Origin of the sequence: Paenarthrobacter sp. TAF1 (genome assembly GCF_052113825.1) — a bacterium.
GTDB lineage: Bacteria > Actinomycetota > Actinomycetes > Actinomycetales > Micrococcaceae > Arthrobacter > Arthrobacter nicotinovorans.
The window spans coordinates 78,580-102,580 of sequence record NZ_JBFRDO010000002.1; the positions used below are offsets into that span (position 1 = coordinate 78,580).

General features: G+C 63.4%; 24 protein-coding genes and 1 tRNA gene. 12 read left to right on the forward strand and 13 right to left on the reverse strand.

Going from position 1 to position 24,001, the window contains the following annotated elements:
* Positions 1-46: 46 nt before the first annotated feature.
* The 4 genes from rplK to AB4Y81_RS02385 form a co-directional block, all read right to left on the reverse strand.
* The gene (gene rplK, locus AB4Y81_RS02370; protein ID WP_011775609.1) at positions 47-478 is read right to left on the reverse strand and encodes a 50S ribosomal protein L11; all 432 of its coding nucleotides are present in this window, start codon (positions 476-478) and stop codon (positions 47-49) included.
* A gap of 130 nt (positions 479-608) precedes the next feature.
* The gene (gene nusG / locus AB4Y81_RS02375; RefSeq protein WP_018776700.1) at positions 609-1,478 is read right to left on the reverse strand and encodes a transcription termination/antitermination protein NusG; all 870 of its coding nucleotides are present in this window, start codon (positions 1,476-1,478) and stop codon (positions 609-611) included.
* 114 nt (positions 1,479-1,592) lie between these two features.
* A complete protein-coding gene (gene secE, locus AB4Y81_RS02380) occupies positions 1,593-1,874 on the reverse strand; it encodes a preprotein translocase subunit SecE (protein ID WP_026267011.1) in 282 nt (93 codons plus the stop codon).
* 80 nt (positions 1,875-1,954) lie between these two features.
* A tRNA-Trp gene (locus tag AB4Y81_RS02385) sits at positions 1,955-2,027 on the reverse strand.
* 255 nt (positions 2,028-2,282) lie between these two features.
* On the opposite strand from AB4Y81_RS02385, the gene AB4Y81_RS02390 reads away from it, so the two are divergent.
* Positions 2,283-3,512, forward strand: coding sequence for a pyridoxal phosphate-dependent aminotransferase (locus AB4Y81_RS02390; RefSeq protein ID WP_039242412.1), 1,230 nt, complete (start codon positions 2,283-2,285; stop codon positions 3,510-3,512).
* Positions 3,513-3,623: 111 nt separating this feature from the next.
* On the opposite strand, the gene AB4Y81_RS02395 is transcribed toward AB4Y81_RS02390, so the two are convergent.
* Positions 3,624-4,298, reverse strand: coding sequence for a LuxR C-terminal-related transcriptional regulator (locus AB4Y81_RS02395; RefSeq protein ID WP_441995045.1), 675 nt, complete (start codon positions 4,296-4,298; stop codon positions 3,624-3,626).
* Positions 4,295-5,815, reverse strand: coding sequence for an ATP-binding protein (locus AB4Y81_RS02400; RefSeq protein WP_441995046.1), 1,521 nt, complete (start codon positions 5,813-5,815; stop codon positions 4,295-4,297). Before AB4Y81_RS02400 ends, AB4Y81_RS02395 begins: the two co-directional genes overlap by 4 nt.
* Positions 5,816-5,940: 125 nt before the next feature.
* On the opposite strand from AB4Y81_RS02400, the gene AB4Y81_RS02405 reads away from it, so the two are divergent.
* From AB4Y81_RS02405 to AB4Y81_RS02425, 5 genes are all read left to right on the forward strand, one after another.
* Positions 5,941-7,500: a PspC domain-containing protein gene (locus tag AB4Y81_RS02405; RefSeq protein WP_441995048.1), complete on the forward strand. Its 1,560-nt coding sequence runs from the start codon at positions 5,941-5,943 to the stop codon at positions 7,498-7,500.
* Position 7,501: 1 nt separating this feature from the next.
* Entirely contained in the window at positions 7,502-7,876 is a 375-nt protein-coding gene (locus AB4Y81_RS02410) for a hypothetical protein (RefSeq protein WP_055971654.1), read from the forward strand.
* A gap of 58 nt (positions 7,877-7,934) precedes the next feature.
* On the forward strand, positions 7,935-8,183 hold the full coding sequence (locus AB4Y81_RS02415) for a PspC domain-containing protein (protein WP_018776707.1): 249 nt from the start codon (positions 7,935-7,937) through the stop codon (positions 8,181-8,183).
* 212 nt (positions 8,184-8,395) lie between these two features.
* Positions 8,396-9,421, forward strand: coding sequence for a 6-phosphofructokinase (locus tag AB4Y81_RS02420; RefSeq protein ID WP_018776708.1), 1,026 nt, complete (start codon positions 8,396-8,398; stop codon positions 9,419-9,421).
* A 9-nt stretch (positions 9,422-9,430) separates the two neighbouring features.
* Complete coding sequence (locus AB4Y81_RS02425) at positions 9,431-10,180, forward strand: GNAT family N-acetyltransferase (RefSeq protein WP_441995051.1); 750 nt, start codon at positions 9,431-9,433, stop codon at positions 10,178-10,180.
* A 78-nt stretch (positions 10,181-10,258) separates the two neighbouring features.
* Here the strand turns inward: AB4Y81_RS02425 and AB4Y81_RS02430 are convergent, their stop codons facing one another.
* The 7 genes from AB4Y81_RS02430 to AB4Y81_RS02460 form a co-directional block, all read right to left on the reverse strand.
* A complete protein-coding gene (locus AB4Y81_RS02430; protein ID WP_441995053.1) occupies positions 10,259-11,779 on the reverse strand; it encodes a DHA2 family efflux MFS transporter permease subunit in 1,521 nt (506 codons plus the stop codon).
* On the reverse strand, positions 11,763-12,392 hold the full coding sequence (locus AB4Y81_RS02435) for a PadR family transcriptional regulator (protein WP_079580759.1): 630 nt from the start codon (positions 12,390-12,392) through the stop codon (positions 11,763-11,765). The genes AB4Y81_RS02430 and AB4Y81_RS02435 overlap by 17 nt, the downstream gene beginning before the upstream one ends.
* A gap of 110 nt (positions 12,393-12,502) precedes the next feature.
* On the reverse strand, positions 12,503-12,922 hold the full coding sequence (locus tag AB4Y81_RS02440) for an ankyrin repeat domain-containing protein (protein WP_018776712.1): 420 nt from the start codon (positions 12,920-12,922) through the stop codon (positions 12,503-12,505).
* Positions 12,919-14,004, reverse strand: a complete 1,086-nt coding sequence (ygfZ, locus tag AB4Y81_RS02445) for a CAF17-like 4Fe-4S cluster assembly/insertion protein YgfZ (RefSeq protein WP_441995056.1) — start codon at positions 14,002-14,004, stop codon at positions 12,919-12,921. Before ygfZ ends, AB4Y81_RS02440 begins: the two co-directional genes overlap by 4 nt.
* Positions 14,005-14,059: 55 nt before the next feature.
* Positions 14,060-14,782 (reverse strand): flavodoxin family protein, encoded by a 723-nt coding sequence (locus AB4Y81_RS02450; RefSeq protein ID WP_039242420.1) that lies wholly within the window; start codon positions 14,780-14,782, stop codon positions 14,060-14,062.
* 54 nt (positions 14,783-14,836) lie between these two features.
* The gene (locus AB4Y81_RS02455; protein ID WP_018776715.1) at positions 14,837-15,436 is read right to left on the reverse strand and encodes an FABP family protein; all 600 of its coding nucleotides are present in this window, start codon (positions 15,434-15,436) and stop codon (positions 14,837-14,839) included.
* A 166-nt stretch (positions 15,437-15,602) separates the two neighbouring features.
* Positions 15,603-16,337 (reverse strand): hypothetical protein, encoded by a 735-nt coding sequence (locus AB4Y81_RS02460; RefSeq protein WP_018776717.1) that lies wholly within the window; start codon positions 16,335-16,337, stop codon positions 15,603-15,605.
* A 263-nt stretch (positions 16,338-16,600) separates the two neighbouring features.
* Here AB4Y81_RS02460 and AB4Y81_RS02465 point away from each other — a divergent pair, with 263 nt between their 5' ends.
* From AB4Y81_RS02465 to AB4Y81_RS02490, 6 genes are all read left to right on the forward strand, one after another.
* Positions 16,601-17,299: a winged helix-turn-helix transcriptional regulator gene (locus AB4Y81_RS02465; RefSeq protein WP_018776718.1), complete on the forward strand. Its 699-nt coding sequence runs from the start codon at positions 16,601-16,603 to the stop codon at positions 17,297-17,299.
* A gap of 243 nt (positions 17,300-17,542) precedes the next feature.
* Positions 17,543-18,514, forward strand: a complete 972-nt coding sequence (mshD, locus tag AB4Y81_RS02470; protein WP_189075263.1) for a mycothiol synthase — start codon at positions 17,543-17,545, stop codon at positions 18,512-18,514.
* Between the two features lie 103 nt (positions 18,515-18,617).
* Positions 18,618-20,867 (forward strand): RNA degradosome polyphosphate kinase, encoded by a 2,250-nt coding sequence (locus tag AB4Y81_RS02475; protein WP_018776720.1) that lies wholly within the window; start codon positions 18,618-18,620, stop codon positions 20,865-20,867.
* Positions 20,868-20,874: 7 nt separating this feature from the next.
* Positions 20,875-21,843, forward strand: coding sequence for an NUDIX hydrolase (locus tag AB4Y81_RS02480; protein ID WP_064721583.1), 969 nt, complete (start codon positions 20,875-20,877; stop codon positions 21,841-21,843).
* A gap of 76 nt (positions 21,844-21,919) precedes the next feature.
* A complete protein-coding gene (locus AB4Y81_RS02485) occupies positions 21,920-23,563 on the forward strand; it encodes a hypothetical protein (RefSeq protein WP_441995060.1) in 1,644 nt (547 codons plus the stop codon).
* Positions 23,560-23,970 (forward strand): GntR family transcriptional regulator, encoded by a 411-nt coding sequence (locus AB4Y81_RS02490; protein WP_064721582.1) that lies wholly within the window; start codon positions 23,560-23,562, stop codon positions 23,968-23,970. Before AB4Y81_RS02485 ends, AB4Y81_RS02490 begins: the two co-directional genes overlap by 4 nt.
* Positions 23,971-24,001: the final 31 nt, after the last annotated feature.

The window sequence follows — 24,001 nt, forward strand, 5'->3', positions numbered from 1 at the left end:
TACCGGTTGCCCGGCGGGTGAAGGCCACGATAGGCCTTCGAGGGTTCTAGCCTTCGACCGTGATGCCCATGGAGCGGGCGGTGCCGGCGATGATCAGGGCAGCAGCCTTGATGTCGTTGGCGTTCAGGTCTTCCATCTTGGTGGAAGCAATTTCCTCAACCTGTGCCTGGGTCAGCTTGGCAACCTTGACGGTGTGCGGGGTAGCCGAACCCTTGGCGACGCCTGCAGCCTTCTTGATGAGCTCTGCAGCCGGCGGGGTCTTGGTGATGAAGGTGAAGGAACGGTCCTCGTAGACCGTGATTTCAACCGGGATAACGTTTCCGCGCTGGGATTCCGTTGCAGCGTTGTACGCCTTGCAGAATTCCATGATGTTGACACCGTGCTGGCCAAGTGCAGGACCGATCGGCGGAGCCGGGTTAGCGGCACCTGCCTGGATCTGCAGCTTGATGAGGCCGGTGACCTTCTTCTTGGGAGCCAATGTAGGGTCCTTCTCTCAATAGCTTCCTGGGACACAGGAGCGCGTCCCAGGTTGGTGGCCGCCATGGCGAGGCGGCCGGCCGCTCCCGAACTGCTAAGCAGGCAGGACAGGAGCGAAATTTTGGAATCAGCTAGATCTTGGTGACCTGGTTGAATGCGAGCGTCACCGGGGTTTCGCGCTCGAAGATCGAGACCAGAACCACCAGGGTCTGGGACTCGGGCTTGATTTCGGAGATCGTTGCCGGAAGGGTCTCGAACGGACCTTCCTTGACGATGACCGACTCGCCGACCTCGAAGTCGACGGCCACGGGGGCCTGGTTCTGCTTGTTGACCGGCTTGCCCTGCTCTGCCTGCTCTTCTTCGAAGACCGGGGCGAGCATGGAGAAGACCTCGTCAAGGCGGAGCGGGACCGGGTTGTGGGCGTTGCCCACGAAGCCGGTAACACCGGGGGTGTGACGGACGGCGCCCCACGAGGCGTCGGTCAGGTCCATGCGGACCAGGACGTAACCGGGGATGCGGACGCGGTTGATAACCTTGCGCTGCGCATTCTTGATCTCGACGACCTCTTCCATGGGCACCTGGATCTCGAAGATGTAATCTTCCATGTCCAGGGTCTGGATGCGGGTCTCAAGGTTGGCCTTGACGCGGTTTTCGTAACCGGCGTAGGAGTGGATGACGTACCAGTCACCCTCCTGGCGGCGCAGCTTGGCCTTGAACTCCTCCGCGGGATCAGCAGGCGCTGCTGCAGCAGCGGCAGCCAGCTGGTCGCCGTCGGACTCTTCCGCGGTCTCGACGTCGGCAGCCTCGCCGGACGCGTCATCGGACTCTTCATCCACGTCGGACTCGAAGTCCTCTTCGGAATCCTCAGAGTCGACGTCGGCAGATTCGGGCGCAGCGGAATCGACCTCGGACTCTTCCGCGACAATTGCCGTGGCGTCGGCTGAGTCCTCGGCGGATTCGCCCAGCTCAGTCTCGTTTACCTCGAGCTCCTGCTCAGACACTTGGTCTCCTGCTTCCTCATTGCCTAACATGCCTATTTAAATGGCTCAATTCCGCAAACCCCGCAAAATTCCCGGCGAACCAAGGGATTTCACACAGTTTGCGGACAGATCCGCTTAGCGGTCCGTAGCGCCTGACCCACCGAAGACCCAGCTGACTCCCGTGCCGAAGGCGAGATCCAGAAGGGTGACGATGACCATCATGATGACCACGAACACCAGCACCACGAGCGTGTAATTGATCAGTTCCTTGCGGGTGGGTGCAACGACCTTCTTCAGCTCGCCGATGATCTGGCGTACGAAGAGTGCAATACGGGCGAAGAAGCCGCGATCGGCTTTCTTGGCGGGACGGCCCTTCGAGCTGCTGGCAGCTGTTTCGGTCACCTGGTCCTCACTCACCTTGCAAAGTCGTTGACCCGACTCTGATCAGAGCCATGGTTGCTGCGCGTGCCCCGGCGTTTCCGCCGGAACAGCTTGCGCAGGGCAGACAGGACTCGAACCTGCAACCTGCGGTTTTGGAGACCGCTGCGCTACCAATTGCGCCACTACCCTATGGATCGAATCCATGTTTCAGGCCGCACTTCAGCCTGTGATGCTTTTCAACACCGGTGAACCAGTCTACGCAAGAATTTCGCGATAGTCGAACCGGCCTTGTTCCGGACCTCCCTGTCCCCTTTTCGGCCTGTGACCAGCATTATCAGTCACAAAGCCAGGTGGGCACGCGGGAGCTCCGCAGAACAGCATAAGGTAGTTTACGTCGAATCCCATCATCCAGCCCACGAGCTGCCTGCGAAGAACGGTACATAGATGTCTGCCGGAACAACTGCCGCCCGCATTTCACAGCGAATCTCAGCCATTGCCGAGTCCGCCACCCTTGCCGTTGACGCCAAGGCCAAGGCACTGAAGGCCGCGGGTCGTCCCGTGATTGGTTTCGGTGCCGGCGAACCGGATTTCCCCACCCCCGACTACATCGTCCAGGCAGCCATCGAGGCAGCCGGGCAGCCGAAGTACCACCGCTATTCCCCAGCGGGCGGGCTTCCGGAGCTGAAGAAGGCCATCGCGGAGAAGACCCTCCGCGACTCGGGCTACAAGGTCGATCCCGCCCAGGTCCTGGTGACCAACGGCGGCAAGCAGGCCGTGTACAACACCTTTGCCACCCTGGTGGATCCGGGCGACGAAGTCATCATCCCCACCCCGTTCTGGACCACCTACCCGGAGGCAATCCGCCTGGCCGGCGGCGTGCCCGTCGAGGTTTTCGCCGGGCCGGAGCAGGGCTACCTGGTGACCATCGAGCAGCTTGAAGCAGCTGTCACGGACAAGACCAAGATCCTCCTGTTCGTTTCCCCCTCCAACCCGACCGGCGCCGTCTACAGCCCGGAGCAGGTTGCGGAGATCGGCAAGTGGGCGGCATCCAAGGGCCTGTGGGTCGTCACGGACGAAATCTACGAGCACCTGACCTACGACGGCGTCCAGTTCACCTCCATCGCCACGGCCGCTCCGGAGCTTGGCGACAAGGTGGTCATCCTCAACGGCGTTGCCAAGACCTATGCCATGACCGGCTGGCGCGTCGGCTGGATGATCGGCCCTGCCGACGTCATCAAGGCCGCTACCAACCTGCAGTCGCACGCCACGTCCAACGTCTCCAACATCATGCAGATCGCAGCCGCCGCTGCCCTCACGGGTCCGCTGACCGCCGTCGACGAAATGAAGGTGGCCTTCGACCGGCGCCGCAAGGCGATCGTCGCCGGACTCAACGCGATTGACGGCGTTGAATGCCCGACGCCGACCGGCGCCTTCTACGTGTACGCGGACGTCCGCGGTCTGCTGGGCAAGGAATTCGAAACCTCGAACGGCCCGGTCCGGCCGAGCACCTCGGCTGAACTCGCCGCGCTCATCCTCGACGAAGTCGAAGTAGCCGTGGTTCCGGGCGAGGCGTTCGGCCCCTCCGGCTACGTCCGCCTTTCCTACGCATTGGGCGACGACGACCTCGCTGAAGGTGTCCGCCGCATCCAGGAATTCCTGGGCAAGGCCAAGTAGCAAGCAGCCAACGCAAACGCTCTTCCACCGTGACAGGTGGAAGAGCGTTTGCGTTTAAGGCTTGGGATGTGAGCAAGCGTTGGGAAATCCCCCGCGGGATGTGAGCAAGCGTCAGAGGAGGCGTCGCTCCGCTGCCCACTTGGTGAGTTCATGGCGGCTGGAGAGCTGGAGTTTCCGCAGGACGGCTGAGACGTGCGTTTCCACTGTCTTGATGGAGATAAACAGCTCCTTGGCAACTTCCTTGTAGCTGTATCCCCTGGCGATGAGCCGCATGACTTCGAGTTCCCGGGCGGAGAGCTTGTCCAGTTCATCATCCGCGATGTCCGCCGGAGCCGTTCCGAAGGCGTCCAGCACGAATCCTGCGAGCCGGGGAGAAAACACGGCATCTCCATCGGCAACCCGGATCACGGCGTCGGAAATTTCCTTGCCGGAAATGGTCTTGGTGACGTAACCGCGGGCGCCGGCCCGGATCACCGAAACCACGTCCTCCGCGGCGTCGGACACGCTCAGGGCCAGGAAACTGGTGGTACCCAGCAAGGCGGACGAACCGGCGATGRCCTCACGGCCGCCGCCGCCCAGGCCGCCGGGAAGATGAACATCCAGGAGCACTACCTCGGGGCGCGTTTCCGCGATTACTGCGATGGCCTGCTCCACCGTTCCGGCTTCGCCCACTACGTCCATGCGTGCGTCAAGATCGGCCTTCAACCCGGAGCGGAAAATGGTGTGGTCATCCACGATCACCACCCGCACAGTGCGTCCCGGACCACCATCAGGATTGATCGTCATTGCTTCATTTCTCCGTTCCGGACTTCGCTGTTTCGAGCCTCACTCATAAAAGCTTCACCTTTCCGCTGCTCATTCGCCTCCGAAGGTGCTGACGGAAGGGCCAAGCGGACTTCCGTGCCGTCGCTGCTGCTGTTGATGACCGCGGTTCCACCGTGCCGTTTCATCCGGCCGATGATTGATTCCTTGACGCCCAGGCGATCGTCGGGCACAGCGTCAAGGTTGAAACCGGGGCCGCGGTCCTTGATGAAGATCTCAGTGTTGCCGTCGGTGCTCTCAAGGTAGACCGATACCGTCCCGCCACCGTGCCGTGCCGCGTTGAGCGTCGCTTCCCTGGCCGCCTGTACCAGGGCCTCGTGCCGTTCCGTCATTTCGGTATCGCCCACGGTGACCACTTCCACCGCATTGCCGTGGGAGTCCTCCACTTCGGCTGCGATCGCCTTGATCCGTTCAGCCAGGAGGCCCGTTTCCTTGGCGGGGTCGCTGAAGAGCCAGGTCCGGAGTTCGCGTTCCTGCGCGCGTGCCAAGCGGACCACGTCCTGTTCGGATCCCGCCCTCCGCTGGATCAGTGCGAGGGTCTGGAGCACTGAGTCGTGAAGATGGGCGGCGATTTCAGCGCGCTCGGTCTCCCGGACACGGCCGGCCCGCTCTGTTTCGAGGTCCTTCCAGAATTTCAGCCCCCAGGGCAGCAACACCAAGGCAACGCCGCCCAGGACCGCCACGGAGGCCAGCAGGGCAAGCCAGGTCTGTTCCCAGGAGCCCGACCCCGACACCATCACCAGGACACCTGCCACAACCAGCGCCAGGCCCGCTGCGAGACGGACCCAGCCACCGGCTTGGTCGGCCTTCGTCTTGTCCACCAGGCCGGCCCTGCGGGTTTCATCCAGCTGCATCCAGGCAATCGCCGCACCACCGAGGATGGCTGCTGCCGGAATCAGAGTGCCCAAGGGGACGTCGACCCCGAATTGGCGGGCGATCAGAATGGCAGCAACCAGCAGCAGCGCGGCACCGAGGAGGATCTCCTTGCCGTACTGAATCTTCCGGAACGAGAACCACGATGCCAGGGCGCTGCCGTCCCACCAACCTCCGGGCGGGTTTGCGCCTGCGTCCGGAGCTGTTCCGGCGGGACCTGTGGCTCCGGTGGCTGCCGACCCGCCGCCCGGAGCACCAGCCACCGCCGGTCCGCTGAAAGCCGCCGGTGCGGCGCCGGCGTCGTACGCCCTTGGCGCCCGGGCGGTGTCAATGCTTCCAGGGGCCACAGGCGGCAGGCTCACGGCAGGAGCAATGGGCGACGCCGGTCGGCGGGCATTGCGCTTGGCGTTCTCATCCGCGGTGGGAACCATGGTCCACAGCCACGCATAGAACGCCACACCTGCCCCGCCGGCAAAACTGGCCAGCACCATGCCAAGCCGCACAAACTTGACCGGCCACCCCAGGTGATCCGCCAGGCCGCTGCAGACGCCCGCGATCATGCGGTCGCTGCTGCGGACCAGCGGGGGGCGTTCAACGGCGGTTCTCATGTACCAATCCAAGCACGGATCAGGGTTCCCCGAACCGGATTCCGGCAGGGTCAGGGGCTCTCTCAGGGATCATTCAGGGTATCCCCCAGTAGAGGGCATGTGGGCCCGGGCGGCAGGATCGAAGTATGAACGCGAACAGCATGAACCCAGAGGAACCCGGAACGTCCGGCACCGCCGGCCCGTCCGGCTCCAGCGGCACCGCCGGGCAGTCCGGCTCCAGCGCTTCCACCGAAGCTTCCGGATCACCTTCCGGGGCGTCGGACCAGCCCACTGCCGGAGCGTCTGCGGGCACCGGCCCTGCTGCCGGGACCTACGCGCCGGCGGAGGACGCTCCCCAGGCGCCCCAACAGAACTTCTTCGATTGGATCCGGGACCAGGGCATCCGCCGTGGACCTGACCGTTGGATCGGCGGGGTTGCCAGTGGTGTAGCCCACCGGTTCGGCATTGATCCGTTGATCGTGCGCGGAATCTTCATTGTCCTTGCGCTCTTCGCCGGTGTCGGGGTCCTCCTCTACGGCATCGCGTGGGCACTCCTGCCCGAACCGGATGGCCGGATCCACGTCCAGGAGGCAGGCGCCGGACGGTGGTCGGGTGGAATGACAGGTGCTCTGATCACGGTCATCATCGGACTTCCAAGCCTGGGCCGCGGTTTCTGGGGATGGGGCTGGAACGGGCTTCCCGGCCTGTTCTGGACGCTTTTCTGGATGGGCGGTGTCTTCTACCTCATCTACTTCCTGGTCCAGCGGAACAAAGCGTCGAAAGGAGCCACGCCCATGAGCCCGCAGAACTACGCGGCCGCACCTGGCGGAACCGCAGCGTACGGTGCTCCGGCCTCCTACCCGGCCACGGGAACCAATGCCGGCGTACCTGTCTACGGTGCGGGCACGCCTGCGGGATCACGCAGCGGAGCTTACGGTCCGGGCAGTTACGGTCCGGGCAATTACGGTTCCGGGCCGACCCCTCCTTCAGGTCCGCGTCCTCCGTTCGGCCCCACTCCCCCGCACGGCACTACTCCGCCGCAAGGGTGGGAACAAAAACCGGCCACACCCAAACGCAAGGGACCCGGCGCGGCCATCGTCGCAGTGTCTGCCGGTGCAGCGCTCCTGGCTGGCGGCACGTTGAAGGCGCTCGACGCCGGCAACGTCATTGATCTGGGCAACACCGCCAACGCCGTGGTGTGGGCAACCGGTGCTGCCGTGCTGGGCCTGGGCATCCTGATCGCGGGACTTCGGGGACGGACATCCGGCCTGCTTGGCTTCCTGGCCGTCGTAGCCCTGATCGTTGGCGGAATCTTCAATGTAGTTCCCCGGAATGGCGATCGCTGGACCTTCCACGATGTCAACTGGGCACCGACAAGCCTGGAACAGGCACGCCAGGGCATCAGCGTCACCGGAGCCAAGGGAACTGTTGACCTGAGCAATGTCACCACCACGCCGCCGCTGATCTCCGAGGTCCTGGTCCCGGTAGACGCAACCGCCAGCAATGTCACGGTCATCATCCCGGACGATGTTCCCGTGGAGGTCAAGGCAGACATGACTTTCGGCAACCTCAACGAACGCGGCGCAGACCGTGGTGGCCGGCTCCAGGACGACAGCACCCTCTACAACACCGGGAAACCCGGGGCCAACCTCGTAGTGGAAATCGACGGAACCTTCAGCAACGTGACCATCAAGGAAGGAAACTGACATGAGCACGAACGAGCCCTTCACGACCCCCGGATCTCAGCCCACCGAGCCACTGCCCAAGGAAACCCGCCCTACGGAAGCCCTGCCGAAGCCCGGTCTCCAGCCGATCCCCCTCACACCGCCTTTGGAGCCCAGCTTCCGGGTGGAACACCAAGAGGAGGACGAACCCAGGCAGGCCCGCATCGGAACCGTAGTGTGGGGGCTGATCGTAGTGGCCCTGGCGGCACTGATCATCATCTCCACTCTTGGCTGGGTGTCATTGAACGGTACCTATGTGCTGATAGGCCTGATGATCGGAGCCGGGGCCGCACTGGTGGTCGGCGGACTCCTCTCGGCCCGTAAGGGCTCCGCGAAATCCAAGAGCCCTGCCCCGTGATCCACCCGATCCACCCGATCCACGTGACAAAGCAACCACAACAGGGAAGTGTGTAGCCATGGACAAGTTCTTCAGCATCGTCAGGGGCTTCGGCCTGAAGCGGGGACCACAACGCTGGCTGGGTGGCGTGTGCGGAGGCATCGCCGCGAAGCTCAGGGTGGATGTGGCTTACGTCCGGGTGGCCTTCCTGCTCTTCTGCCTGCTCCCCGGGCCGGCAGTGGTGGTGTACATCCTCGGCTGGCTCATCCTTCCGGACCAGAACAACAAGATCGCCCTCGAATCCTTCATCAGCCAACGCTCCCGGTAACCATTCGGGCAAACCTGCCGAACCCGGACAGAACATAAAGCGCCCCGCCGGCCCGGCGGGGCGCTTTTCGCTGATTTCGGCCATGTTTCCAGCACCGCACATCCGTGCCCGAAGGTAACCGTTTGTGTCCTACCCCACATGCCCGTCTACAATCATGGGGAGCTCAGCGTGGCGCTCTTGCACGTATTCCTCCAAGCCATGAGTGAGCAAACATGAAAATTGGCATTCTTACCAGCGGTGGCGACTGCCCCGGACTCAACGCAGTGATCCGGGGAGCAGTCCTCAAAGGCATTGCCATCCACGGCCAGGAATTCGTCGGCTTCCGCGACGGCTGGCGCGGTGTGGTTGAAGGCGATGTCATAGACATCCCCCGCACCATGGTCCGCGGTATCGCCAAGCAAGGTGGAACCATCCTGGGTACTTCCCGGACGAACCCGTTCGAAAACGGCGGCGGTCCGGATGTCATCAAAGCCCACATGGAACGTCTGGGCATTGACGCCATCATCGCCATTGGAGGTGAGGGAACCCTGGCTGCGGCAAAGCGCCTCACCGACGCCGGCCTGAAAATCGTTGGCGTGCCCAAGACCGTGGACAACGACCTCGATGCCACTGACTACACCTTCGGCTTCGACACCGCTGTCCAGATCGCGACCGAAGCCATCGACCGGCTCCGCACCACTGGCGAGTCGCACCACCGCTGCATGATCGCGGAGGTCATGGGACGGCACGTTGGCTGGATTGCCCTCCACGCGGGCATGGCAGCGGGCGCCCACGCGATCCTGATTCCGGAGCAGAAAGCCAGCATCGAACAGATCACGGAGTGGGTACAGGAAGCCCACGACCGTGGCCGCGCCCCTTTGGTGGTTGTGGCGGAGGGCTTCGTCCCGGACCACATGGAATCCCCGCACTCCGAGCGCGGCCTGGATACTTTCGGCCGCCCCCGTCTGGGTGGCATCGCCGACCAGCTGGCCCCCGAGATCGAGGCCCGTACAGGCATTGAAACCCGTGCCACCATCCTCGGCCACATCCAACGCGGTGGCGTGCCTACGGCCTACGACCGCGTCCTGGCTACCAGGCTCGGCATGGCTGCCATCGACTCCGTGGTCGAAGGCCGCTGGGGCACCATGGTTGCCCTCAAGGGCACGGATATCTCGCATGTGGGCTTCGAGGAAGCCCTCGGCAAGCTCAAGACCGTGCCGCAGCACCGCTACGACGAAGCATCGGTCCTGTTCGGCTAGGCTGAATCCATGACTCTGGAGCCCACGTCCGCTGCAATCATCCAGCTGGCGTGGGCTCGCCATTTGGGGCTCGACGACGACGCTTTCGCCGGCGTCGCTGCCGCACTCGCCCCTGAAGGGACTGCTCCGGGCGACCCCGACGCCAGGATCATCCGCGTTGACGAATCAGCCCGGGCGCTGGTGTTCCTGCGGCTGTTCGGCGTGTCGGCCCTGGTGGGTCCGCAGTGGGCAATGGACGCGGCGGAGGGAATCCCCGATACCGAGTTGGCCCAGCACGTGACATTGTTGACGCTGACGCGGTCGCACGGTGGGCACGGACTTGGCTCGTCGGCCCTGTTCTTCGCAGATGATCTTCCCCTGCAGCAGCCGTCCGAAGACCTCACGGTTTCCCACGGCAATCCCGAGGCCATCAGCCTGGAAGGTCTATGCCCTCCCGACGATGTGAATGAAGTGGGACTCCAAAACCTGGAGCACCGCTTCACCATCATGCATCCGGAAGAGGAGCAACCCACCCCTGTGGCCTGCGGCGCCTACTCCGAGTGGGAGGGAATCCTGGCCAACATGGGAGTGCTGGTGGCTCCCCCGTGGCGCAGGCGCGGAATCGGAAGGTTGGCTGCTTCGATCGCCGCCCACGAAGCACTTGCTGCCGGACTGACCCTGCAATGGAAGGCAGATGTGAGCAACACCGGAGCACTCGCGATGGCCCGCAGCCTTGGCTTCGCCACGGGCGGGCTTCACGCGAGCGTGCTCCTCGGCTGATTCCGCCCGGAGTTTTGTCCAGCCAATGCCCTTCGGGGAGTCTCCCCCCAGGGCATCAGCCGGACAAAGACTCCACGCTTAGCGCTGGAGTTCGGCGTCGGCCGTTTCAGCCTGGGCAGGAGCCTTCGCGCCCCAACCGGAAACGGACTTCGGTTTGCCGAAAAACAGAGCGACGACGGCGCCCAGCAGGATCGCGAAGGCCGGCAGCATGATGGACTGGCTCATCGCCGTCGAGAATCCCGCGTGCAGGAACTCCGGCAAAGTGCCGCCCATGGAGACCTCGCCGACCGGCGCGCCTGCTGGTGCGGCCGGGAGCTCAGCCGCCAGGCGTGACTGGATCAGGGCAGCGATCGCAGCCGAACCCAGCACGGCACCGATCTGGCGCGTGGTGTTGAAGACGCCCGAGCCGGCACCGGCCTGGCGCGGTTCCAGGTTGCGGGTGGTGGCGTTGGACACTGGCCCCCAGATGAAGGCATTGGCAACACCCTGCAAGGCGCTGGGCAGCAGGAACATCCAGATGGGAGTGTCCGGGCCCAGCAAGGAAGCGGTCCAGAACAGGGCTCCGGAGAGGCAAAGCAGGCCGAAGGACGCGAACCATCGGGGGTTGGCCCGGTCGATCAGCTTGCCCACGAAGGGCGCCAGGGCACCTGAGATCACTGCCATGGGGATCATGAGCAGGGCCGACTGGGTCGGCGTCAGGCCCCGGACTGTCTGGTAGTAGAAGATGGTGGGCAAAGGGAACGCTGTCACCGTGAAGCCGACTGCCATGATGGTGGTGTTGCCCAAGGAGAAGTTGCGTTCCTTGAACAGTCCCAGGGGAAGCAGCGGTTCACCTCCGCGGYGTTCGAGGATCCACTGCCAGAGGACAAAGACCACGAGAACCGCGAGACCGGTGATGATCAGGCCCCACACCGAAATGAACCCAGTCACAGTGCCCCACTTGTAGGTCTGGCCTTCCTGGATTCCGAATACCAGCAGGAACATGCCGACGGCGGAAAGCAGCACGCCCAGAACGTCGAAGGAGTGGCTGTGCGTGGTCAGTTTGGGTACGAACCGCATGACCAGGATGAAAGCCACAAGACCGATCGGGACGTTGACGAAGAAGATCCACTCCCAGCCGAGGCTGTCGACCAGCACGCCGCCCAGGATGGGGCCCACCAGTACGGCCATGCCTGCAGTGGCTCCCCACAGGCCCATGGCGGCACCGCGCCGGTCCGGCGGGAAGATACGCGTGATGACGGCCATGGTCTGGGGAGTCATCATGGCGGCACCGAGTCCTTGCACCGCCCTGGCAGCGATCAGCATGGTCACGTCGCCGGAAAGGCCGCACCACAGCGAGGCCAGGGTAAAGACCACCAAGCCGATGAGGTACAGGTTCTTGGGTCCGAAGCGGTCACCAAGCCTGCCGGTGATGAGAAGGGGTACTGCATAGGCCAGCAGGTAGGCGCTGGTGACCCAGATAACGGCGTTGATGTCAGTATTGAGGCCTTCCATGATCCGCGGATTCGCGACCGACACAATGGTGGTGTCGATGAGGATCATGAAGAAGCCAACCACGAGTGACCACAGTGCGGGCCATGGCTTAGCTATGTTTTCCAAGGGATTCCTTTGGCTTGTTTGAAAGTCCGGTGAGGGCAGGGCGGGGTTCATCCCAAGGCAGCTGCCCGGTGCCCAACTCCTCAAGGAGACCGCGGATCCACGCGATCTCGGTTCGAAGCATGGCTTGCTGATAAGTGATGTCGATCCAGTATTTGCGGTCCAGCCCCTTGGCCGTCACGGCCTCCTGGGCATGGACCAGGAAGTCGAGGTCGGCGTTCAAGGCGACCAGCCGGTCCTCCAGGAGGCCTGTCACCACCTCCGCGGGGAGGTGGTGCGCTTCGGCAATGGCATGGGGAAAGACAGGGTATTCGTTGACGGGAGCAGCGAGCATGGCCTGGAGCCGCGCGTCCAATGCCGCATGTCCAGCCTCCGTAATCCGATAGGTGGTCCGCTCGGGGCGGTTGCCTTCGCGCTCCGTCCCTGTCGCCTCCACGAGTCCGTGTTCCTCAAGCCGTCCGACCGCGTGATAGAGCGTGCCCGGACGGACCTTGACCAACCGGTCCTCGTGACGGGCCATCAGTACTTGGTACATCTCGTAGGGATGCATGGGTTGCTCGGCGAGAAGCGCCAATGACGCAACGCCCAACGGCGTCAACTCAGCACTTTTGGCCACAGCCTGCTCCTCCCACCAAGAATATTCCACAACAACTATTCCACGTGGAGTAATCAGGTGCAAGTAAACCCCGGCTGCTGCTGCGGCCGGGGTTTACCTGGAAAGCCCGGTCAGCCCAGGAGGGCCAGGATTTCCGTGCGGGCGAACATCGAGGCGGCGTCGCGCGCGCTGGGCGTACCGGCGTCGGGATCCGCTCCCGCATCCAACAGGGCCCTGGCGACCCCCGTGTATCCCTTGAAAACGGCGCCTGCGAGAGGCGTCTGTCCGCGGTCGTTCGCAGCGTTGACATCGGCACCATGGTGGATGATCAACTGCACGGCGTCCTCATGTCCGTGGTAGGCCGCGAGCATCAACAGCGAATCCCCTGCCGCGTTGGTGAGGGTGGCGGGGGCTCCGGCGTTCAGATAGCCCCGCAGCAACTCCGTGTTTCCCTCACGGGCGGCGTCGAACAGGGCATGGGCCAGAGCCAGCGTCTCCTCGTCGGGGCCTGTCTGGTCGTTTGTGGCAGCAGGGCCATCGCTTGGGGTCATCGGTGGGGTCCCTTCAGGAATCCGGTCTGGCGCCCGACAACCTGTCCGGCGTCGGGGGCGACGATCACTTCCTGGGCTGCGATGTAAGGCTCCTCGCCGTCCATCACCGTGAGGGTTTCCTCCGCGGAAACGGACCGCTTGATCACGGCCAACGCCACAGGGCCCATCTCGAAGTGCTGCGCCACCGATGTCAGAGTACCCACCTTGCGTTCCCCGGCAAATACAACACTGCCCACAGCCGGCAAGGTGTGCTGGGAACCATCGAGCTGAAGGAACACCAGCCGCCTCGGCGGGTGCCCGAGATTGTGGACCCGGGCGATGGTTTCCTGGCCCTTGTAGCAACCCTTGTTCAGGTGCACCGAGGTGCGCAGCAGATCCAGTTCATGCGGAATCGTCTTCTCGTCGGTCTCCGCGCCCAGACGGGGCCGCCAGGCAGCCACCCTCAACGCGTCCGCTGCCATGGCGCCGGCCAGCGGGAGGCCCTCCACCGCGGTCTCGAGCTCAGCTGCGGGAACAAGGAATTCGTACCAGGGCCGCTCCAGCCCGGGGTGGGATTCCTCCGGCACGATGCTGTAGGCGTAGCCTCCAGGACTGACGTGCGGCCATGGATCCTCCCACACAAGGCGGGAGGAGAACTGATCCAGCGGTTTGGTGGCCCCCACCACGGCCCACTGCTCCGAGACGTCGTCGATCTCCACCCGGAGCATGAACTTCATCTTGTTAAGCCAGTCAGCCAGGGGCGCCGCTTCGGCTGCTTCGACGATCAGCCAGGTGGTCCCGCCGTCGTCAATGACGCGGGCGTCGAACTCGATGCGCCCTTGGACGCTCAACAACAAAAGTTCGCTGGAGACGCCCGGCTGCAGGTTGGTGAGCTGCTGGGAGGACAGCGTGTTCAGCCAGCTCAGGCGGTCCGGTCCGGCCACGGTCACCACGCCGCGGTGGGACAGATCCACGACGGCGGTGCCCGCTGCCAAAGCGCGCTGCTCACGCAACGGTTCGCCGTAGTGTGCCGCGACGCCTTCGTCCAGACCGGTATCTTCAACGGCGCCAGGGCGCGACAACAGAGGGCTCTTGTAAGTCATATGTAGTAGAAGTCCTTGCGGCTCAGGGGTATTCCGGGTTGGGCAATATTTCGCTTCAGCGGTATTCCGGGTTATCAAAATCGAACCGGGTGCCGGCCTTCCACTCTTCCGGCAGGTTGCCGTAGGCGGGAATGCCCCCGGCATCACGCAGGAGCTTGGCCATATGGAGCAGGTTCCAGGTCATGAAGGTGGTGTTCCTGTTAGTAAAATCACTCTCCGGGCCACCGGATCCTTCGTCCAAATAGCTGGGCCCCGGTCCCACAGCACCGATCCAGCCGGCATCGGCCTGGGGCGGAATGGTGAAACCGATGTGCTGGAGACTGTAGAGCACGTTCATGGCACAGTGCTTGATGCCGTCCTCGTTGCCGGTGATCAGGCAACCGCCCACCTTGGGATAGAAAGCCCACTGCCCCTTGCTGGTCAGCTCACCGGAGTGGGCATACAGCCGCTCAATGAGTTTCTTGGTCTGGGAGGAGTTGTCGCCCAACCAAATGGGACCCGCAACCACCACGATGTCAGCGTCACGGACAGCGGGATAGAGTTCCGGCCATTCGTCTGTCTTCCAGCCGTGTTCACGCATGTCCGGATAGACGCCGCTGGCGATGTCGTGGTCCACGGTGCGGATAAGGCGTGTCGTGACGCCTTGCTTTTCCATGATGTCCCGGCTGATCCGGATCAGGCCATCGGTGTTGCTGAGCTGCGGTGAGGGCTTCAGGGTGCCGTTGAAGAAGACGGCCTTAAGGCCCTCGTAGCCGCCTGGTTTGGGGTGATCGGTCACTTTCTGCTCCTTCTGCCTGGCGTGCTGCGCGGAACGTACGGTGAACCCTTTGGGTCAGGAAACCTTGTGCAGGAACGCCGATGCGTGGGCTTCGAGGGTCTTGCCGTTGGCTGCGACATCCCAGCGCCACAGGAGGTTGCCGTCCACCAAGCCGAAGATCCGGGTGGCTGCAGTGTATTCCTTGGAGTGGCTCCCGCGCATCACCATGTCGGTGCTCAGCTGGATCTGGGGTCCCTTGATCTGGCCGTAGTAAAGCTCGGTGATGCCGCCGGGGTGGGCGATCGAGACGGAGATATCGAATCCGCCGTCCTTGTTGCGGCGCTCTTCGACTTCATCTGCCGTTTTGAGAACGGGGACGATGTCCGCCGGGATCAGTCCGGGGCCGCCGTCGCCTTCCTCAAGTTTCCGCTCCAACGCCCAGAACCCGGTCTCCACTGTCAACGGACGCAACTTTGCGCCGGCGTCGTCGCTGATCCAGGTCTCGGCCCGGTATTGCAGGTACGGCAGGCCGTTGTGGGTGAACGAAACGTGCTGGACGAAATGTTCCGAATCCTCGTCGCCGCTGCCGAGCCGGCCGCGGCCCTCCCACTCACCAATGAGCCAGGAAAGGGGAACGAGTTCGGGCGTCAGATCTGTGGGGATCTCAATAGGCACAACAGTTACCTCGGTTGGGCTGCAGAACCAGAAAGCTTACTTCTGGCCCTTGAAAAGGCGGTAGACAACAAATCCTGCAAACCACGCCATGGCGATGCTGGCCAGGCCAAGGAGAACGAGGAAGAAGATTTCAAATGCGAGTACAGACATGATGCAATCCTAACCGCTAGTAGATGAGTAGTTTGTCTATGAAGTAAGCCAAGGCGCCCACCGCCCAGACCGGGGCCACGCCCATTCCAACAGCTGCCGGAATGTTAAGCCTCCCCCGCCTGAGGGTGGTCATGCGGCGGAAACACACCAGTACCGAACCCACCACGACACCCACCAAGGCAGCGGGCAGCACAGCGATGTCCGAGAAAACGAGGCCGGCGAGGGGACCCATGAGGCCCGCCATGACCACTCCGAGCGGCGCCACGATGCGGTCCGGCCAACGGATGATGCCTACCAAAAGCGCAACGGCTGCGCTCAGGCCGGCAACGAGGACCATTTCCCTGACGCCGTTGAACCTGGCACCGGCTATCCAGCCTGCGCCCAGGCAGTTGAGCAGCACGCCGGCACTGCAGCCAAGCGTTGACTCCAGGCGTTGGGCCTGGCCCGTGCCCCGGACGAGTTGGACAATGAAGACGGCCATCACGCCAAGGGCAACAAAAGCCGGAGTTCCGTCAAGGAAGCCAGGGGCAGGCAGGTACGCGGCAGCTACTGCCGATCCCGCGCCGGCCAGTCCAATGACAGCTGCCAGCGTTTTCTTGGCCGGAACTCCCAGGAAATGCGGCCAGCCGATGCCTACTGCTGCAGACGCCGCGATGCCCACGCCAACCATGGCTTCCCGGGAAACGAAGGTGCTGGCCACGATGGCTGCGAGCGCCACGAGTCCGAATACCCCGATGCTCCAAGACTTCACTGTGTGCCCGACCTCAATCCGATGCGCCTTCTACGGCCTCCCGACAATCCTGCCTTATACCGGCCCAATATGTCGTAATTCCCCTGCCAACCCGTCACGAATCCATGTGTCGCAGGGCACTGATGGGTATACTCAGACTTCAACAGCGCACTGTCCTGGCCTCGATCCCGTCACAACGGGCAAGGGCCGCGGGGCGCTGGGACCGGCCGGTGAAACTCCGGTTTCGACGCCCGATGATGCGCGTACAGCCCATTGGAGGAACTATGTCGCACATCCTGCTCCTGACGAACAGCACCGGCTCTTCGGTGGACATTTTGCCTGCCTTGGAGTTGTTGAACCACCGCGTGCACATCCTCCCGGCAGAACCAACCGCTTTGCTCGAAACCGATCCCACGGACATTGTCTTCCTTGATGCCCGCAAGGATCTGGTAGGAGCCCGCTCGTTGACGCAATTGCTCAAGGCAACCGGACTCAGCGCGCCTTTGATGCTGATCCTTACCGAAGGCGGCATGGCTGCTGTTTCTTCGGCCTGGGCCGTGGACGACATCGTGCTCGACTCCGCCGGACCTGCCGAGGTGGAAGCCCGCATCCGGCTGGCCATGGCGCGTGCCGTGCCCGGCGAGGAAGAAACCCAGACTGAGATCCGGGCCGCCGGCGTCGTTATTGACGAAGCAAGCTATACCGCGCGCGTCAGCGGCCAACCCCTGAACCTGACGTTCAAGGAGTTCGAGCTCCTGAAGTACCTGGCACAGCACCCCGGCCGCGTCTTCACCCGGCAGCAACTGCTGACGGAGGTCTGGGGCTATGACTACTACGGAGGCACCCGCACGGTGGACGTCCACATCCGGCGTCTTCGCGCCAAGCTCGGCGTGGACCATGAGAACCTCATCAGCACGGTCCGCAACGTCGGCTACAGGCTCACCCTGGTGCGGTTGCCCGACGACGAGCTCTCCGAAGCCTGACGGTTTAGGCACAGGAACGGTTTAGACACAGGAAAGGTTTAGACACAGGAAAGGCCGGGATCCACACGGATCCCGGCCTTTCCTGCGTTCCTTGGTGGAGGACATACGGGTCGAACGTATCGAGGCCACCCCACTGGTGGATCCCCCCTGTACCCGGCCAAAGCCGAATGAGATAACGAGACTACCGCCGTTGCTCCGAGACATCAAATTACGGGGCTTGCCCGGGGCGTATAGCCTTGCACCATGAGTCAAGCACACCCGGAGAACTGGCCTGTACTGATCATCAAGGGCGCTTTGGATGCCGAACTCCTCAGGGATTTCAGGGCACTCACCGCCGCGGCGGAGGAGTCCGACGGGAACCCGCCCCTGTCCGAGCAGACCCTGGTGATGCTGCGTGGTGCCGACGGCGGCGATCATTCCGTCGTGTCTTTCGCACTGTATGCGCCGATCGAGGGCTCAGACCCGGCAACGGCAGAAGACCTGGCGGGAATCGCCGTCGTCGTTGACGCGCCGGACGCCAGCGGAGTCCTGGAACTGGCCGTCCACCCCAGTTACCGGAACCAGGGGGTGGCCGGACGGCTGTTGGACGCCCTGCAGAAGGAACGGAGCCTTGAAGGCCTCAGCGCCTGGTCGCACGGCGGCCACGAGGCCGCTGCGCAGTTGGCCACCCGTTTCGGTTACGGGCCGGTACGCGAACTGTGGAAGATGCGGCTGATGTCGTCGACATCCGCACTGCCCGACGCCGCCCTCCCGGACGGCGTTTCGCTGCGCGCCTTCGTGCCGGGCCAGGACGAGCAGGCGTGGCTGGCCGCCAACCGCGCCGCTTTTTCCCACCACCCCGAACAGGGTTCCATGACGCTCGAGGACCTCGAGGCCCGGAAAGCAGAAGACTGGTTCGATCCCGAAGGTTTCTTCCTGGCCGTCAACGACGCAGACGAACTCCTGGGATTCCACTGGACCAAGGTCCACCCCCGGCAAGGGCCGCACCCGGCAATCGGCGAGGTGTACGTGGTGGGCGTTACTCCGGCCGCACAGGGTTCGGGGCTCGGCAAAGCCTTGACTGTTGCCGGAATCAAACACCTCCAGGATCAGGGCCTCCACGCCGTGATGCTGTATGTGGACGCCGACAACCAGGCTGCTGTGGCCCTATACCAGAAACTGGGATTCATCCGCTGGGACACCGATGTGATGTACGGTCCGTTAACGAAAAATTAACCTGGCGCGATAACGGCAGGGAAAGGCGGCGGCTCATTGGATTCGGACACCGCGATTGCTTGTAATGTGGGAGGAAACCCAGTCCTGAGCTTAGGAGAGCCCCATGCAGCCGGACCCCGTCGGCATCGCCGGATCCACCTCTAAGGGGGCGACACTGCCTCCGCGCTTCGGATCGTCTGAAGTGCCGGCCTCGCGGGCCACCCAGGACCGCATCGATATTCCCGAATTCGCGCCGAGCCTGGAACCCGAAGGCGACATCTCTCCGGACCGCTTCCTGGACCGCGAGCTCAGCTGGCTTGCCTTCAACTCCCGCGTGCTGGAGCTTGCCGAGGATCCCGATCTGTTCCTGCTGGAGCGCGTCAACTTCCTCTCGATCTTCGCTTCCAACCTGGATGAGTTCTTCATGGTCCGGGTGGCCGGCCTCAAGCGCCGTATCGCCACCGGACTGGCTGTCCCCTCCCCCGCGGGGCTCAGCCCCATCGAGGTGCTGGAGCAGATCGGTGAAGAGGCCCACAAGCTGCAGGAACGCCACGCCCGCGTTTTTGCCGAGCAGATCCGGCCGGCCCTGGCCTACGAACACATCCACCTCATGCATTGGCATGAGCTGGATGAGGATGCCCGGCAGCGGATCAGCGTCATGTTCCAGGAGAAGGTCTTCCCCATCCTGACTCCCCTGGCCGTGGATCCTGCCCACCCCTTCCCGTACATTTCGGGCCTCTCCCTGAACCTGGCCGTGATCGTCAGCAACCCGATCAGTGACAAGGAGCTCTTCGCCCGCGTCAAGGTTCCGGACCAGTTGCCCCGCCTGATCTCCGTGGACGGGCCTCGCGCAGGTGCCATTCCCGGCCGCGTTGCCCGGTTCATCGCTTTGGAAGAAGTCATCGCTGTCCACTTGGACAAGCTCTTCCCGGGCATGGAGGTCCTGGAACACCACACCTTCCGGGTGACCCGCAACGAGGACCTGGAAGTTGAAGAGGACGACGCCGAGAACCTCCTGCAGGCTTTGGAGAAGGAACTGCTGCGACGCCGTTTTGGCCCTCCCGTGCGTTTGGAAGTCACCACGGACATCAACCCGAACATCAAGGCCCTGCTCATCAGGGAACTGGGTGTTGAGGAGTCCGAGGTGTACTCCGTACCCGCGCCGCTGGACCTGCGGGGGCTCTCCGCGATCAGCGGCATAGACCGTGCCGATCTCCACTACCCGAAACACGTCCCGCACACATCCCGCTACCTCAACGAGTCCGAGACCTCCAAGGCGGCGAATGTCTTCGCGGCAATGCGCCGCAGGGACATCCTGTTGCACCACCCCTACGACTCCTTCTCCACCTCGGTCCAGGCGTTCCTCGAACAGGCCGCAGCGGATCCCAAGGTCCAGGCCATCAAGCAGACTCTTTACCGGACGTCCGGTGACTCCCCGATCGTGGACGCGCTGATCGATGCTGCAGAGGCCGGCAAGCAGGTTCTGGCCCTGGTGGAGATCAAGGCCCGTTTCGATGAGCAAGCCAACATTTCCTGGGCGCGCAAGCTGGAACAGGCCGGTGTCCATGTTGTGTACGGCATCGTCGGCCTGAAAACCCACTGCAAGCTGTCCCTGGTGGTTCGCCAGGAAGTGGATGGCCTCCGCCGCTACTGCCACATTGGCACGGGCAACTACCACCCGCGCACGGCCCGCTACTACGAAGACCTCGGTTTGCTGACCGCCAACGAGCAGGTGGGCGAAGACCTTTCCAAGCTCTTCAACCAGCTGTCCGGCTATGCGCCGAAGTCCACCTTCAAGAGGCTGCTGGTGGCACCGCGCTCCGTCCGGGCCGGCCTTGTGGAGCGGATTGAAACTGAAATCCGCAACGCCCGTGCCGGCATTCCCGGCCTGGTGCAGATCAAGGTCAATTCCATGGTTGACGAAGCCATCATCGACGCCCTGTACCGCGCGTCCCAGGCGGGCGTGAAGGTGGACGTCGTGGTTCGTGGCATTTGCTCCCTCCGCCCCGGTGTTCCCGGCCTCAGCGAGAACATCACGGTCAGGTCCATCCTTGGCCGCTTCCTTGAACACTCGCGGGTGTTCGCCTTCGGCAACGGCGGCGATCCCGTGGTGTACATCGGTTCCGCCGATATGATGCACCGCAACCTGGACCGCCGCGTGGAGGCCCTGGTGCAGCTGTCCAGCAAGGAGGACATCACCACGGTCATGGATCTGATGCGCCGCTATGTTGACGACGGAACGGCCAGCTGGCACTTGGATAACCAAGGGCACTGGACCAGGCACCACCTGGATGCCGATGGCAAGCCGTTGCTGGACATGCAGTCCTGGCTGTTGGAGTCGCGTTCGCGCCAGCGTGCGTCGGCACGGAGGTAAGGAAGATTTGAACAGCGATACCCCCGTGGAGGATCAGACAGACCACCCCGGCGAGCCGGTAGCCGTCGTCGCTGCCGGCGCCATCCCGTGGCGCCTCAACAAGGGTGCCTTGGAGGTTCTGTTGATCCACCGGCCCCGCTATGACGATTGGTCATGGCCCAAGGGAAAGCTCGACGCCGGCGAAACGGTTCCGGAATGCGCTGCCCGTGAAGTGTGGGAAGAGATTGGCCTGCGGGCACCGCTGGGCATTCCCCTCCCGGCCATCCACTATCACGTGTCGGCGGGCCTCAAGGTGGTCCAGTATTGGGCCGCCAAAGTCAACGGTGAACCGCTCCGTCCCGATGGCAAGGAAGTGGACAGCGTGATGTGGTGCAGCCCTGACCGGGCGGCGTCATTCCTCAGCAATCCCACGGACGTGAAGCCCTTGGAATATCTGGAGAAGGCACACGTCCGGGGTGAACTCGACACGTGGCCTTTGATCCTGATCCGTCATGCAAAAGCCAAGCCGCGATCGTCCTGGACCAAGGCCGAGGGCGACCGTCCTTTGGCGGCCACTGGCCAGCGGCAGGCCATTGCGGTGCAGCACCTTCTTGACGTCTGGAAACCGCAGCGCCTGGTGACCAGTCCATGGACCCGCTGCGTGGCAACCATAGCGCCCTATGCGAAAGCGTCGGGGGCGAAGGTCAAGTTGGTGGAGGCGCTCACCGAGCACCACCATCAGCGTTCTCCGAAAAAGACGGCTGCAGCCATCGAGGCCTTGTTCGACAAGCAACTGCCCATAGCCGTTTGCACGCACAGGCCCGCCCTGCCTACCGCACTGAAGCAACTGGGGCAGCACATGCCCCAAAACCTGCGCGCAGTCCTCCCCTCCGCGGATCCCTTTCTTTCGCCGGGTGAGGTCATCGTGTGCCAGGTGGCGCGGGGATCCGAGCGGAAGATAGTTTCCGTGGAGCAGGTCAAGCCTTTCGACGACTAGGTACCGGCACGGTTGACTCCCACGTCTTTGTATCAAATACTTGACACATTGTTTCTAAGACTTGGGGGTCTTTACCGTGTCCTTTGATGTGCCGCCGTTGCTTTTGGTGGGGCCCGTCGTGGGCGCCGTCTTGGTGTACCTGTTCCTGCGGGTACAAGTGTGGTCCAAGCCCGACGCCACCTCTGTGGCATCACACGGCCTGTGGGTCGGCATCATTGGCTGGATGGCCAGCTCCCTGCAAGGAGCCATGAGCGCGGGTGTGATCCGGGCCAATCCGACCTCTCCAAATGCGCCCTTCACCTCGGAAGACCTCCTATCGGCCCTGGCTTGGCCGATCGCCGCGTCCTTGGTGGTCCATGCCTTGGGCCAGTGGAGCTACCCGGCCCCCAAATCCCCGCACAGGTACGCTGAACTCACCGTCCGCAGGATCCGCGATTTCCTCCCGGCGAAACTCGCCTGGACAACAGTCGTGATCGTTGCCTATGCCGGTACCGCCATAGTCTCGATTGCAGCCCTGCCCGCTCACGCTCCGGTGCGTCCCGTCCCCGCTCCCCCATCATCAATGGAAACGACGGTCTACACAGGCCAGGGCCAGGATGGAAGGATCGCGGGTTCGGAACTTGCCGGGTGGCTTGGCGGCGCCTTAGTGGTCCTTGTTGCAGGGACCTGGCTCGTCCTGGTACTCATCGCACGGCGGCGCCAACTGGAGACGCTAAGCAGCGACGACAACCGCACGCTTCGAACCATTGCAGCCAACAGGCTGCTGCGGACCGTTGCCACCATCGCCGCAGGCCTCGCCAGCATCGCGGGAAATTTTGCCGCCCTCCCGACGCCTGGGGCAACGTGGCAACCGTCGTGGTTCAACGTTTTGGGTCTTGTCAACATGGCTGTGCTGCTGGTCATGTGGTGGTGGAAGGTGCCGGTCCTTCCTTCGCTTCAGGCATCCGCGAAAGCCATCAGCGGCACTGCTCTCCGCGCCGATCCCCGCACCCACGGCGCAGCAAAACTCAGCGTTTCCCTCGGAGCGGTCCTGGGAGTCGCCGCCGTCTTGCCGCTTGTGACACTGGTGTTCTGGTTCGGTTTCATTCCGGTAGAAGGCCAGCGCTCCCTTGCCCCGGCGATTGTCGTCACCGTGTCTGCCGTCCTGGTCCTGCTCACCATTGCCGCAGGCGAGTTACTGATCGCCCGCAACTATGGCCACCCGGAGGTGCCCCTCGGTTGGCCGCGGCAGCCGGTGTCCAAGGGGTTGCTCACCTTCAGCATCGTTTCGGCCACGGTCTTTGCGGTAACGCTCGTCCTTACAGGTACAGGCCAATCACTCCTGGTCGGCCCACCCGCCTGGCCCGCCAACCTCTTTCTCACGATGGGGGTCGGACTGATGGGCGCTGCCGCGATCCTGGCCACGCGCCGTCGTCGAGGTCTTCCTGAAGTGGGTGACGAGAGCGGGCTTGATGCCGCACTGCGCGCCATTTCGATGTACCGGATTGTCCGAACCCTGGCAGCATTCCTTCTGGCACAGTCAGCGGTGATGATGCTTGGCAACGCCGAAGCATGGGGAACATTGTTCCCGGCTTTCAATCAGCTGGGACCGAGTCCTGTGTACATGACAGGAGTCGTTGTAGCCGTCATTGCCGTCGTCGTCGCGGTTACGCCTGTCCGGAGCCTTTTCCGGGCGATTCCCAGGGGCACCGAACCCAAGCAGAACCAGCCGACGCCATGACCGCCGGAATCTCCATCGACCTCGCAGATCCGGTTCCGCCCTACGAACAGATCCGCCGGCAGCTCAGCTCCCTGATCGCCGTCGGGGTCCTGGAACCTGGAAACCGCCTGCCAACAGTGCGCAGCCTGGCCGCGGACCTCGGCATCGCCGCAGGGACGGTGGCGCGTGCCTACAAGGAACTTGAGCTGTCCGGCGTCATCGAATCACGACGCCGGAACGGTACTGTCGTCGTCGGGCCGCCTCGGGCGCCGCACCGCGTGGCGGGCGGAGACGCTGCGGTGATCGCCGCCGTCGACGGCTTGATCCTGGCCGCCCGCGACGCGGGTGTGGGTGACGCAACGCTCATTGATCTTCTTCGTGGACGGCTGGCGGTTAATGGGCACGGTACAAGTAAGCTTGAACCGTGATTCCCACCCCGTATGAAGACCTCCTGCGCGA

Excerpts from the sequence above, each read along its gene's own strand:
- AB4Y81_RS02390 (WP_039242412.1), top strand. The coding sequence starts at position 2,283 with ATGTCTGCCGGAACAACTGCCGCCCGCATTTCACAGCGAATCTCAGCC.
- AB4Y81_RS02400 (WP_441995046.1), bottom strand. The coding sequence starts at position 5,815 with ATGAGAACCGCCGTTGAACGCCCCCCGCTGGTCCGCAGCAGCGACCGC.
- AB4Y81_RS02405 (WP_441995048.1), top strand. The coding sequence starts at position 5,941 with ATGAACGCGAACAGCATGAACCCAGAGGAACCCGGAACGTCCGGCACC.
- AB4Y81_RS02410 (WP_055971654.1), top strand. The coding sequence starts at position 7,502 with ATGAGCACGAACGAGCCCTTCACGACCCCCGGATCTCAGCCCACCGAG.
- AB4Y81_RS02415 (WP_018776707.1), top strand. The coding sequence starts at position 7,935 with ATGGACAAGTTCTTCAGCATCGTCAGGGGCTTCGGCCTGAAGCGGGGA.
- AB4Y81_RS02420 (WP_018776708.1), top strand. The coding sequence starts at position 8,396 with ATGAAAATTGGCATTCTTACCAGCGGTGGCGACTGCCCCGGACTCAAC.
- AB4Y81_RS02425 (WP_441995051.1), top strand. The coding sequence starts at position 9,431 with ATGACTCTGGAGCCCACGTCCGCTGCAATCATCCAGCTGGCGTGGGCT.
- AB4Y81_RS02440 (WP_018776712.1), bottom strand. The coding sequence starts at position 12,922 with ATGACCCCAAGCGATGGCCCTGCTGCCACAAACGACCAGACAGGCCCC.
- ygfZ (WP_441995056.1), bottom strand. The coding sequence starts at position 14,004 with ATGACTTACAAGAGCCCTCTGTTGTCGCGCCCTGGCGCCGTTGAAGAT.
- AB4Y81_RS02465 (WP_018776718.1), top strand. The coding sequence starts at position 16,601 with ATGTCGCACATCCTGCTCCTGACGAACAGCACCGGCTCTTCGGTGGAC.
- mshD (WP_189075263.1), top strand. The coding sequence starts at position 17,543 with ATGAGTCAAGCACACCCGGAGAACTGGCCTGTACTGATCATCAAGGGC.
- AB4Y81_RS02475 (WP_018776720.1), top strand. The coding sequence starts at position 18,618 with ATGCAGCCGGACCCCGTCGGCATCGCCGGATCCACCTCTAAGGGGGCG.
- AB4Y81_RS02490 (WP_064721582.1), top strand. The coding sequence starts at position 23,560 with ATGACCGCCGGAATCTCCATCGACCTCGCAGATCCGGTTCCGCCCTAC.